At 54.7% G+C, this 11645-nt stretch carries 10 protein-coding genes; 6 read left to right on the forward strand and 4 right to left on the reverse strand.

Annotated features, from left to right (window positions below):
* Positions 1 to 48: 48 nt before the first annotated feature.
* The 4 genes from soxR to ABVM99_RS07535 all read left to right on the forward strand — a co-directional run bounded on the left by soxR (position 49) and on the right by ABVM99_RS07535 (position 4960).
* Entirely contained in the window at positions 49 to 507 is a 459-nt protein-coding gene (gene soxR, locus ABVM99_RS07520; RefSeq protein WP_000412686.1) for a redox-sensitive transcriptional activator SoxR, read from the forward strand.
* A 292-nt stretch (positions 508 to 799) separates the two neighbouring features.
* Positions 800 to 1468: a glutathione S-transferase family protein gene (locus ABVM99_RS07525; protein WP_000958582.1), complete on the forward strand. Its 669-nt coding sequence runs from the start codon at positions 800 to 802 to the stop codon at positions 1466 to 1468.
* A 346-nt stretch (positions 1469 to 1814) separates the two neighbouring features.
* A complete protein-coding gene (ghxP, locus tag ABVM99_RS07530) occupies positions 1815 to 3164 on the forward strand; it encodes a guanine/hypoxanthine transporter GhxP (RefSeq protein ID WP_000106907.1) in 1350 nt (449 codons plus the stop codon).
* 149 nt (positions 3165 to 3313) lie between these two features.
* Entirely contained in the window at positions 3314 to 4960 is a 1647-nt protein-coding gene (locus ABVM99_RS07535; protein ID WP_052938312.1) for a Na+/H+ antiporter, read from the forward strand.
* A gap of 94 nt (positions 4961 to 5054) precedes the next feature.
* Here the strand turns inward: ABVM99_RS07535 and ABVM99_RS07540 are convergent, their stop codons facing one another.
* Positions 5055 to 5942, reverse strand: a complete 888-nt coding sequence (locus ABVM99_RS07540; RefSeq protein WP_023194570.1) for a LysR family transcriptional regulator — start codon at positions 5940 to 5942, stop codon at positions 5055 to 5057.
* Positions 5943 to 6045: 103 nt separating this feature from the next.
* Here ABVM99_RS07540 and ABVM99_RS07545 point away from each other — a divergent pair, with 103 nt between their 5' ends.
* On the forward strand, positions 6046 to 6456 hold the full coding sequence (locus ABVM99_RS07545; protein WP_000257347.1) for a CidA/LrgA family protein: 411 nt from the start codon (positions 6046 to 6048) through the stop codon (positions 6454 to 6456).
* A complete protein-coding gene (locus ABVM99_RS07550; RefSeq protein WP_001067096.1) occupies positions 6449 to 7138 on the forward strand; it encodes an LrgB family protein in 690 nt (229 codons plus the stop codon). The genes ABVM99_RS07545 and ABVM99_RS07550 overlap by 8 nt, the downstream gene beginning before the upstream one ends.
* Before the next feature lie 38 nt (positions 7139 to 7176).
* On the opposite strand, the gene actP is transcribed toward ABVM99_RS07550, so the two are convergent.
* The 3 genes from actP to acs all read right to left on the reverse strand — a co-directional run bounded on the left by actP (position 7177) and on the right by acs (position 11335).
* Positions 7177 to 8826, reverse strand: coding sequence for a cation/acetate symporter ActP (gene actP, locus ABVM99_RS07555; protein ID WP_000832536.1), 1650 nt, complete (start codon positions 8824 to 8826; stop codon positions 7177 to 7179).
* Positions 8823 to 9137: a DUF485 domain-containing protein gene (locus ABVM99_RS07560; protein WP_000999620.1), complete on the reverse strand. Its 315-nt coding sequence runs from the start codon at positions 9135 to 9137 to the stop codon at positions 8823 to 8825. The genes actP and ABVM99_RS07560 overlap by 4 nt, the downstream gene beginning before the upstream one ends.
* Positions 9138 to 9376: 239 nt before the next feature.
* Positions 9377 to 11335, reverse strand: coding sequence for an acetate--CoA ligase (gene acs / locus ABVM99_RS07565; protein ID WP_000083878.1), 1959 nt, complete (start codon positions 11333 to 11335; stop codon positions 9377 to 9379).
* Between the last annotated feature and the right edge of the window lie 310 nt (positions 11336 to 11645).

Genomic DNA, 11645 nt, shown 5'->3' on the forward strand with positions numbered 1-11645 from the left:
TCTGCGGGCGAGTATAATTCCTCAAGTTAACTTGAGGTAAAGCGATTTATGGAAAAAAAATCTCCCCGTTTAAAAGCCTTACTGACGCCGGGGGAAGTTGCGAAACGTAGCGGTGTTGCTGTGTCCGCCCTGCACTTCTATGAAAGCAAAGGGCTAATTACCAGTATCCGTAATAGCGGTAACCAACGGCGATATAAGCGTGACGTGTTGCGTTATGTCGCGATTATCAAGATCGCCCAGCGTATCGGCATCCCGCTGGCAACTATCGGCGACGCGTTTGGTATCTTGCCGGAAGGACATACGTTAAGCGCGAAAGAGTGGAAGCAGCTCTCCTCGCAGTGGCGCGAAGAGTTAGACCGACGTATTCATACGCTGGTGGCGTTGCGCGATGAGCTGGACGGTTGTATCGGCTGCGGCTGTTTATCGCGTAGCGACTGTCCGCTGCGAAATCCAGGCGACAGGCTTGGCGAACACGGGACGGGCGCCCGGCTACTTGAAGATGATTAACATGCACTCGGCCATCGGGCTGAGTTCACCTAAAACTAAAGCGCCGCTAAGGGCGCTTTAGTTTGTTTCCGGTCTTTGTCTTTCGCTCTATCCCGCTGATTACAGGAGGGTTTCCCCCGGCGTCAACACCCCTCATATCGAGCACGTGGTGGAGGTTCCGGTTTGTGTTGATACTGTAAGTGTAAGCGACGACGCCCTGTTCGCCAGCGAAATGCTGATTTTTTAGCCGAAATTTTTACGGCAACTGCCATAATTTTCTATAGTTAGTTGGCATACCTTACAGGAGACAGCCATGCTGACGGTGCACCATTTAAATCAGTCTCGTTCGCAGCGCATCCTCTGGGCGCTGGAAGAGCTGGCGTTGCCTTACCGGATTGTGCGTTACCAGCGTGAAAAGACCATGCTGGCGCCGCCGGCATTGAAAAAAGTGCATCCGCTGGGCAAGTCTCCGGTTATCGAAGATCACGGTATGGTTATTGCGGAATCGGGCGCCATCCTGGAATATTTGCAGGACACTTACGACAGTATCGGACGCTTTAAACCTGCGGATGCGCAGGGGAAACAACACTATCGATTCTGGCTACATTATGCTGAAGGTTCGCTCATGCCCTTGCTATTGATGAGACTGCTCTTTACCTCTCTGGGTAAACCGCCGGTACCATTGGGCCTGCGAACGTTGGGCGGCGTTATCGGTAAGGGCGCGCAAAAAGCGTACCTCAATCCGCAACTGGAAACCCATGCGCGCTTTATTGACGGGCATCTGGCAAATCACCCCTGGTTTGCCGGAGAGCAGTTAAGTATGGCGGATATCCAGATGAGCTTCCCGCTATTTGCGCTGCTTGCCCGAGGTGGAATCGCTCATCTCGACCATATCAACGCATGGAAAGCGCGGGTAGAAATGCGTCCAGCCTGGCAGCGAGCGATTCAGCAGGGCGGTCCGTTTACCATTCCCGGCGGATAATGGCGTTTTTGTGAGCAGATTGCGCAACGTATTTGCTAACAGCGATGCGAAAAATTGTTGCTGGATTGCGCAGGGACGATAACGTTTGCGCATCGTCTGGCGATTTATTGAGCATACTAAGCAGAAAAGCATAAAAAGCGGCAAAGTTCAGTTGAAAAAGCGTTGATGATCGCTGGATAATCGTTTGCTTTTTTTTGCCACCCGTTTTGTATACGTGGAGCTAAACGTTTGCTTTTTTGCGGCGCCCCGGTTGTCGTAAATGTAGCACAAGGAGATAACGTTGCGCTGTTAGTGGATTACCTCCCACGTATACCGACGAATAATAAATTCTCAGGGGATGTTTTCTATGTCTACGCCTTCAGCGCGTACCGGCGGTTCACTCGACGCCTGGTTTAAAATTTCACAACGCGGGAGCACCGTTCGCCAGGAAGTCGTTGCTGGCTTAACCACGTTTCTCGCGATGGTTTACTCCGTCATCGTAGTGCCAGGGATGCTGGGTAAAGCCGGGTTCCCGCCTGCCGCCGTCTTTGTAGCGACCTGCCTGGTCGCAGGCGTCGGCTCTATTGTTATGGGGCTATGGGCGAATCTGCCGCTGGCTATCGGTTGTGCTATCTCGTTGACGGCGTTTACCGCGTTTAGCCTGGTCCTGGGGCAGCATATTAGCGTCCCGGTCGCGCTTGGCGCCGTATTCCTGATGGGCGTACTGTTTACCGTTATCTCCGCCACCGGCATTCGTAGCTGGATTTTGCGTAACTTGCCGCAGGGCGTGGCCCACGGAACCGGTATCGGTATTGGCCTGTTTTTGTTGCTGATTGCCGCCAACGGCGTCGGCCTGGTCATTAAAAACCCGCTGGATGGCCTGCCGGTCGCGCTGGGCGATTTCGACACCTTCCCGGTGATTATGTCGCTTGTGGGGCTGGCTGTTATTCTCGGTCTGGAAAAGCTGAAAGTCCCCGGCGGCATTCTGTTGACCATTATTGGCATTTCTATTGTGGGTTTGCTCTTCGATCCTAACGTCCATTTTTCCGGCATTTTCGCCATGCCTTCGTTGAGCGATGAAAACGGCAACTCACTGATCGGCAGCCTGGATATTATGGGCGCGTTAAACCCTGTCGTTCTGCCAAGCGTACTGGCGCTGGTGATGACGGCGGTGTTTGATGCGACCGGAACGATCCGTGCGGTCGCAGGGCAGGCTAATCTGCTGGACAAAGACGGACAAATTATCGATGGCGGCAAAGCGCTAACCACCGACTCCCTGAGTAGCGTTTTCTCCGGCCTGGTCGGGGCAGCGCCAGCCGCGGTGTATATCGAGTCTGCGGCCGGTACGGCGGCGGGCGGTAAAACGGGCCTGACGGCGATTACCGTGGGCGTGCTGTTTTTGCTGATCCTGTTTCTTTCGCCGCTCTCTTATCTCGTTCCCGTCTACGCAACCGCCCCGGCGCTCATGTATGTCGGTCTGCTGATGCTGAGTAACGTGGCGAAAATCGATTTTGCTGATTTCGTCGATGCGATGGCGGGGCTGGTAACGGCTGTATTTATTGTACTGACCTGTAACATTGTCACCGGGATTATGATCGGCTTTGCCACGCTGGTCGTCGGGCGTCTGGTTTCCGGCGAATGGCGTAAGCTGAATATCGGAACTGTCGTCATTGCGGTCGCGCTGGTCGCTTTTTATGCTGGCGGCTGGGCTATCTAGTTCTGCCTTCATTCTGAAAAACGGGCGGCGTTGGTCGCCCGTTTTCATTTTCAGGACACATCACGTTACCTTTTGCGTTAATCTGAAGAAGGTGAAACCGAGGCATGATGCCTTTCTCCATCATAAAAAACATCGCAAACAGGGAACGCATGGAAATTTTCTTCACAATACTCATCATGACCCTTGTGGTCTCGCTGTCGGGGGTATTTACGCGTGTATTACCCTTCCAGCTTCCTTTACCCCTTATGCAGATTGCCGTTGGCGCGCTGTTGGCGTGGCCGACGTTTGGTTTGCATGTGGAATTTGACCCGGAACTCTTCCTGGTGCTGTTTATTCCGCCGCTGCTGTTTGCGGATGGCTGGAAGACGCCGACCCGTGAATTTCTTGAGCATGGACGAGAGATTTTCGGGCTGGCGCTGGCGCTGGTCCTGGTAACGGTCGTGGGAATCGGCTTCCTGATTTATTGGCTGGTGCCCGGCATTCCGCTGATCCCCGCATTTGCGCTGGCCGCCGTGCTGTCGCCGACCGATGCGGTAGCGCTCTCCGGAATTGTGGGCGAGGGGCGCATCCCGAAAAAAATCATGGGCATTCTGCAGGGAGAGGCGTTAATGAACGACGCCTCCGGTCTGGTATCGCTGAAATTCGCCGTCGCGGTGGCGATGGGGACGATGCTCTTTACCGTCGGCGGCGCGACGCTGGAATTTTTTAAGGTCGCTATCGGCGGTATTCTGGCGGGTTTTGTGGTCAGTTGGCTGTATGGCCGCTCGCTGCGTTTTTTGAGCCGCTGGGGCGGCGATGAACCCGCGACGCAAATCGTCCTGCTGTTTCTGCTGCCCTTCGCGTCTTACCTGATTGCCGAACATATTGGCGTCTCAGGCATCCTGGCCGCGGTTGCCGCCGGGATGACCATCACCCGTTCTGGCGTAATGCGCCGCGCGCCGCTGGCAATGCGTTTGCGCGCGAACAGTACCTGGGCGATGCTGGAATTTGTCTTTAACGGTATGGTCTTTCTGCTGTTGGGACTGCAATTGCCGGGTATTCTGGAATCTTCGCTGGCGGCGGCGGAAGCTGACCCGAATGTCGAAACCTGGATGCTCTTTACCGATATCGTGCTGATTTATGCGGCATTGATGCTGGTTCGCTTCGGCTGGCTGTGGACCATGAAAAAGTTCAGCCTGCGCTTTTTGAAGAAGAAACCGATGGAGTTCGCCAGCTGGACGTCGCGTGAAATTCTGATTGCCTCCTTCGCTGGCGTTCGTGGGGCGATCACCCTGGCTGGTGTGCTCTCTATACCGTTACTTTTGCCGGATGGCAGCGGATTTCCGGCGCGTTATGAACTGGTATTCCTGGCGGCTGGCGTCATTCTGTTCTCGTTATTTGTCGGCGTGATCATGCTGCCGCTGCTGTTGCAACATCTGGAAGTCGCCGATCATGCGCAACAGTTGAAAGAGGAGCGTATCGCCCGCGCGGCGACGGCGGAAGTGGCGATTGTCGCCATTCAGAAAATGGAAGAGCGTCTGGCGGCGGATACCGAAGAAAACATCGATAATCAGTTGCTTACTGAAGTAAGCTCACGTGTCATTGGTAACTTGCGTCGCCGTGCCGATGGGCGAAATGATGTCGAAAGCTCCATACAGGAAGAAAACCTGGAGCGACGTTTCCGTCTGGCGGCGCTGCGTTCCGAACGCGCCGAGTTGTATCATCTGCGCGCCACGCGAGAAATCAGCAATGAAACATTGCAAAAGCTGCTGCACGACCTGGATTTGATGGAAGCGCTACTGATAGAAAATCAGTAGTCCTTGTGGCCCGGTGGCGCCATGCTTACCGGGCCTACAAGTAGGCCGGATAAGGTGCTTGCGCCGCCATCCGGCAAGGGTTTTAACCCATGGTTTACGGTTGATTCAGCCAAAACCCTTCGCAACAGGTTAACCATGCCCGGGCGCTGTGCGACAGATACACGCCCTCTCGCCAAATCATGCCCAACTGCCAGCGGAGATCGCTTTCCAGCGGTAGCCAGCGCAGCGTGGCCTTATCCAGACGCTGACAAATCGGCTCCGGCAAAATGGCGATACCGACGCCCGCTTGCACCATGGCGGCGAGAAAATCCCATTGCCCGCTGCGCACGGCAATCCGTGGTTTTACGTCATGCTGGCTAAATAAGGTCATCAACTGGCGGCTCAGGGCAAAGTCTTCGTTATAGATAAGAAGAGGATGCTCCGCCAGAGCTTCAGGCGCGATGGAGTCGCAGGTTGTCCACTGACCGGAACGGGGAACCAGCACGCACAGCGGATGACTGAACAGCGATAACGTCGTCAGCCCGCTCGCTTCTTCCACCGGGAGCGCGGTCATCGCAACATCCAGCTCACCATTCATTACCGCCTGCTGTACCGTCAGGCCGCCAAACTCCGAAATTTTGAGTTCAACGCCAGGGTAGCGTTGTCGAAACAAACTGATTGGCCCGGCCATCAACATGCCGACCATCGGGGGAATACCCAGCCGCAGCACGCCCTTATTGAGATGGTTAATATCGCTCAACTCAGCCTCTAACTGGCGAAACTCAGCGAGGATCGCCAGACCGCGTTCAAACACCACGCGTCCGGTATCGGTCAGCAATAACTTACGTCCGTCGCGGATCAGTAGCGTACAGTTAAGCTCATCTTCAAGATTTTTCAGCATCTTGCTAATGGTGGGCTGGGTGACAAATAACTTCTCCGCTGCGCGGGTGAAACTTTGCTGACGCACCACCTCGACAAAATAACGCAGCGTTCTGATATCCATGATTATTCCTTCCGACTATGCCTGCAATGATTTTAATTCATTTCTGCCCGTGACGGAGGTTCTCTATACTGGCGCTCCGTATTATTTTTCAGGACATTCCCTCATGGCTGTGGCGATAAGCCGCGTTACGCCTGCCGTTGTGCAACGACTCCAGGTACCGGTTCAGGTACTGCTCTATGCAGGTTTATTCATTTTTTCCCAATATCTTGTCTCCTGGCTGCATCTGCCGTTGCCCGCGAATCTGGTTGGCATGGTGCTTATGTTGGCGCTGATCGTTTGCCGGATTATTCCGCTTAGCTGGGTACGCGCAGGCGCACGCTGGCTGCTGGCGGAGATGCTGTTATTCTTTGTTCCCGCCGTCGTGGCGGTAGTGAACTATGCCCATCTGTTACTGGTGGACGGCTGGCGCATTTTCTCGGTGATAGCGATCAGTACCTTAATGGTACTCGGCGCGACGGCGTGGGTGGTGGATAAAGTGTATCGCTATGAGATGAGTAGGCTAAACCGTGAATAACGTTCAGTTAAGCGTACTGTGCCTGGTGATTACGCTGGGAATTTACTTCGCCAATAAGCGTCTGTATCGCCGTTTTCGCAAATTGCCGTTGATGCCATTAGTGTTGACGCCGGCACTGCTGGTGTTAATGCTGGTGTTCGGTCATATCTCCTGGCAAAACTACATTGGTGAATCGCACTGGCTATTGTGGCTGCTCGGCCCGGCGACTATTGCCTTTGCGGTGCCGGTGTACGATAACCTCGCGATTATCAAACGTCACTGGATGTCGCTCACCGCGGGCGTAGTGACGGCGACGGTGGTGGCGGTCACCAGTTCCGTTTGGCTGGCGCGTCTGTTCACGTTATCGGATGAGATTCAGCGTAGTCTGGCGGTACGTTCCGTTACTACGCCGTTTGCGCTGGCGGCGGCAGAACCCCTGGGCGGGCAGCCGGATCTTGTAGCGCTGTTCGTGGTCGTCACTGGCGTGTTTGGCATGGCGGTCGGCGACGCGCTATTTTTGCGTCTCTCTATCCGGGAAGGCATGGCAAAAGGGGCAGGATTCGGCGCGGCGTCACATGGGGCGGGCACGGCGCGTTCCTATGAACTTGGTCAGCAGGAGGGCGTCGTCGCCAGTCTGGTCATGATGCTGTCCGGCGTGGTGATGGTACTGGCTGCCCCGCTGGTGGCGAGGGTGATGTTCTGATTTTCCTCCGACCCACAGGGCCGGAGGAAACGGTAAGATTAATGCGCACGTCCTTGTTGTACGCCGAATCCCGTTTGGGAGCGGATAAACTGAGCGCGGAACTGCTCACGTTCACGGTTGCCTTCTGCCGAGTTATCGGTGGCCGAGAAGAACCAGATCCCCAGGAACGCCACGCTGATAGAGAACAGCGCCGGATACTCATACGGGAAGATCGCTTTTTCGTGGCCGAGGATCTGCACCCAAATGGTAGGGCCAAGAATCATCAGCACCACCGCTGTCAGTAAACCTAACCAGCCGCCCAGCATAGCGCCGCGCGTGGTCAGTTTTGACCAGTACATGGAAAGCAGAATGATGGGGAAGTTGCAGCTCGCGGCGATAGCAAACGCCAGGCCCACCATAAAGGCGATGTTTTGATTTTCAAACAGGACGCCGAGGATAATGGCGATCACGCCCAGCACCAGGACGGTGATTTTCGACACCTTCAGCTCTTCACGTTCGGTTGCGCCTTTGCGGAACACGTTAGCGTACAAATCATGCGACACCGCCGATGCGCCCGCCAGCGTCAGACCGGCGACCACTGCCAGAATGGTGGCAAACGCCACTGCCGAAATAAAGCCGAGGAACAGGTTACCGCCTACCGCGTTGGCCAGATGTACCGCCGCCATGTTATTGCCGCCAATCAGCGCGCCCGCGGCATCTTTATAGGCGGGATTCGCCCCCACCAGCATGATAGCGCCGAAGCCGATAATAAAGGTCAGAATGTAGAAATAGCCCATAAAACCGGTGGCGTAGAACACGCTCTTGCGCGCTTCGCGGGCATCGCTGACCGTAAAGAAACGCATCAGAATATGCGGCAAGCCGGCGGTGCCGAACATCAGTCCCAGACCCAACGACAATGCCGAAATCGGATCTTGCACCAATCCTCCTGGGCTCATAATCGCCGTGCCTTTCGGGTGTACCGCCATGGCTTCGGTAAACAGATTATTGAAGCTAAAGCCGACGTGTTTCATCACCATAAAGGCCATAAAACTGGCGCCAAACAGCAACAGGACGGCTTTGATAATTTGCACCCACGTTGTCGCCAGCATCCCGCCGAACAGCACGTACATCATCATCAGCACGCCGACCAGCACCACGGCGATGTGATAGTTGAGGCCGAACAGCAGTTCAATCAGTTTACCGGCGCCGACCATTTGGGCGATGAGATAAAGCGCCACCACTACCAGGGAGCCACAGGCCGAAAGAATACGGATTGGCCCCTGTTTCAGGCGATAAGAGGCAACGTCAGCAAAAGTATAACGTCCCAGATTACGCAGGCGCTCGGCAATCAAAAACAGGATGATTGGCCAGCCGACAAGGAAGCCCAGCGAATAGATCAGCCCGTCATAACCGGAGGTAAACACCAGCGCGGAAATGCCGAGAAATGACGCGGCGGACATATAGTCGCCGGCAATCGCCAGGCCGTTCTGGAACCCGGTGATATTGCCGCCAGCGGTGTAGTAGTCGCTACGGGAACGTACGCGTTTAGAGGCCCAGTAGGTAATACCGAGCGTAAACACGACGAAAATCAAAAACATGATAATCGCCTGCCAGTTGGTGGGCTGGCGTTCAACCGCGCCGCTAATGGCATCCGCCGCATGAGCGGCGAAGGGGAGTGCGGCGGCGAGCGCCGTCAGAACTCTCTTCATAATGCTTTCACCTCATGCAGTACGGCGTTATTAAGACGATCGAATTCGCCGTTCGCCCGCCAGATATAAATTCCGGTCAACACAAAAGAAATCACAATCACCCCGACGCCAATGGGAATTCCTCGGGTGACGCTGGTTCCCGCATGTAGAGGCGTGCCCAGCCAGCCAGGCGCGAAGGCGATCAGTAAAATAAAGCTGATATAAACCGCCAGCATGATAACCGACAGAATCGTGGCAAACCGTTGCCGTTTTTCAACTAATTCCCTGAAACGCGCACTGTCTTCTATCCGCTGATAAATTTGGTCATTCATCACAGAGCTCTCCAGAGGTCCCCCTGCGTCTTTCGCGCTACAGGCGCGTTGGCCGCACTCGCGCGCCCCAGCCACATAGTGAACTATGCTGCTGAGGATGTGCTCGCTTGCCGCCTTCCTGTAACACGAAATCCTTTGGGGGAGGGTTTTTTATATTTCCCTCTCCCGGTTTGAGAGAGGGCAGGGGTAGGGTCGTAGGCCGGATAAAACTCGTTCGCGTTGCCATCCGGCATTTATGGTTATGACGGCATCGCGATGGCCTGCTTCTCTTCGAGCAGTTTCTCCACCACGCCAGGATCGGCGAGAGTCGAGGTATCGCCCAGATTGCTGGTATCGCCCGCCGCGATTTTGCGCAAAATGCGGCGCATAATTTTGCCGGAACGGGTTTTTGGTAGTGAGTCGGTCCAGTGCAGCACGTCCGGCGTCGCCAGCGGGCCAATCTCTTTACGTACCCAGTTGCGCACCTCCGCGTACAGTTCTGGCGACGGCTCCTCGCCGTGGTTGAGCGTCACATAAGCGTAAATCGCCTGGCCTTTGATAGCGTGTGGAATACCCACCACCGCCGCTTCGGCGATCTTCGGATGCGCCACCAGCGCTGACTCGATTTCCGCCGTACCCAGACGGTGGCCGGAGACGTTTAACACGTCATCCACGCGACCGGTGATCCAGTAATAGCCGTCTTCATCGCGACGCGCGCCGTCGCCGCTGAAATACATATTCTTAAAGGTAGAGAAATAGGTCTGCTCAAAACGTTCATGATCGCCGAACAGAGTACGCGCCTGGCCCGGCCAGGAATCGGTGATGACCAGATTGCCTTCCGTCGCGCCTTCTTGCGGATGGCCTTCGTTATCCACCAGCGCAGGCTGTACGCCAAAGAAAGGACGGGTGGCGGAACCGGCTTTCAGTTCGATAGCGCCCGGTAGCGGCGTGATCATAAAACCGCCTGTTTCAGTCTGCCACCAGGTGTCGACGACCGGACATTTTTCATTGCCGATCTTCTTCCAGTACCATTCCCACGCTTCGGGATTGATCGGCTCGCCGACGGAACCCAGAATGCGCAGTGAAGAACGGTCGGTGCCTTCAATGGCTTTATCGCCTTCCGCCATCAGCGCGCGGATGGCCGTCGGGGCGGTATAGAGAATGTTGACCTGGTGTTTGTCGACCACCTGGCACATGCGAGCGGGCGTTGGCCAATTCGGCACGCCTTCAAACATTAAGGTGGTCGCGCCGCAGGCCAGCGGGCCATACAACAGATAGCTGTGCCCCGTCACCCAACCCACATCGGCGGTACACCAGTAAATATCGCCAGGGTGATAATCAAAGACATACTTAAAGGTGGTCGCGGCGTAGACCAGATAGCCGCCGGTGGTGTGCAGCACGCCTTTCGGCTTGCCGGTGGAGCCGGAGGTATAAAGGATAAACAGCGGATCTTCGGCATTCATCGCTTCAGGCTGGTGCTCAGGGCTGGCTTTTTCAATCAAATCGCGCCACCACAGGTCGCGGCCTTCTTGCCAGTCAATGTCGCTGCCGGTGCGCTTCAGGACGATCACATGCTCAACGCTAGTGACATTCGGGTTTTTCAGCGCGTCATCGACATTCTTTTTCAGCGGGATACTGCGTCCGGCACGTACACCTTCGTCAGCGGTGATCACCAGCCGCGAGCTGGAGTCGATAATGCGTCCGGCGACGGCTTCCGGCGAGAAGCCCCCGAAGATCACCGAATGCACCGCGCCGATGCGGGCGCAGGCCAGCATTGCCACCGCCGCTTCCGGTACCATCGGCATATAAATCGCTACCACATCGCCTTTTTTAATGCCCAGATCCAACAGCGTATTCGCGAAACGGCAGACATCGCGATGCAGTTCGCGATAAGAGATATGTTTACTCTGCGACGCGTCATCGCCTTCCCAGATAATGGCGGTGCGATCGCCATTTTCCTGCAAATGGCGGTCAAGACAGTTCGCCGCCAGATTCAGCGTGCCGTCCTCGTACCATTTAATCGACACATTGCCTGGCGCAAAGGAGGTGTTTTTCACTTTTTGGTACGGCGTGATCCAATCGAGAATTTTTCCCTGTTCGCCCCAAAACGTATCGGGGTCGTTAATAGACTGTTTATATTTAGTCTCATACTGCTCTGGATTTATCAGGCAACGATCCGCAATGTTGGCGGGAATGGCGTGTTTATGTGTTTGGCTCATGCTGTTGTTCTCCTTGTAGGATGTTAATAATATGTCGCATAAACGTTAAATGTAGGGTCTTAATAAGTTTTGTTTAGTATTTGGGCGACAGATCACGCAAAAAGGGAACTGTGCAAATAAGCAGCAATCTATTTTTTGATTGTGTCCCGCAAAATTAGATAAATTTTCGGGATAACATGACGTTATATGAAATTTTTTAAAAAAGTGATCCGTGTCCGGAAAACAGAAAAGAGAGGGAGTTTTGTCCAGGTTACTAACTCTAAAGTGGTATTTTACATACACTTACAATTGATTAAAGACAACATTTTGA

Origin of the sequence: Salmonella sp. SJTUF15591, from assembly GCF_043356435.1 — a bacterium.
In the GTDB taxonomy this organism is placed as follows: Bacteria; Pseudomonadota; Gammaproteobacteria; order Enterobacterales; family Enterobacteriaceae; genus Salmonella; species Salmonella enterica.

Excerpts from the sequence above, each read along its gene's own strand:
- soxR (WP_000412686.1), top strand. The coding sequence starts at position 49 with ATGGAAAAAAAATCTCCCCGTTTAAAAGCCTTACTGACGCCGGGGGAA.
- ABVM99_RS07525 (WP_000958582.1), top strand. The coding sequence starts at position 800 with ATGCTGACGGTGCACCATTTAAATCAGTCTCGTTCGCAGCGCATCCTC.
- ghxP (WP_000106907.1), top strand. The coding sequence starts at position 1,815 with ATGTCTACGCCTTCAGCGCGTACCGGCGGTTCACTCGACGCCTGGTTT.
- ABVM99_RS07535 (WP_052938312.1), top strand. The coding sequence starts at position 3,314 with ATGGAAATTTTCTTCACAATACTCATCATGACCCTTGTGGTCTCGCTG.
- ABVM99_RS07540 (WP_023194570.1), bottom strand. The coding sequence starts at position 5,942 with ATGGATATCAGAACGCTGCGTTATTTTGTCGAGGTGGTGCGTCAGCAA.
- ABVM99_RS07545 (WP_000257347.1), top strand. The coding sequence starts at position 6,046 with ATGGCTGTGGCGATAAGCCGCGTTACGCCTGCCGTTGTGCAACGACTC.
- actP (WP_000832536.1), bottom strand. The coding sequence starts at position 8,826 with ATGAAGAGAGTTCTGACGGCGCTCGCCGCCGCACTCCCCTTCGCCGCT.
- ABVM99_RS07560 (WP_000999620.1), bottom strand. The coding sequence starts at position 9,137 with ATGAATGACCAAATTTATCAGCGGATAGAAGACAGTGCGCGTTTCAGG.
- acs (WP_000083878.1), bottom strand. The coding sequence starts at position 11,335 with ATGAGCCAAACACATAAACACGCCATTCCCGCCAACATTGCGGATCGT.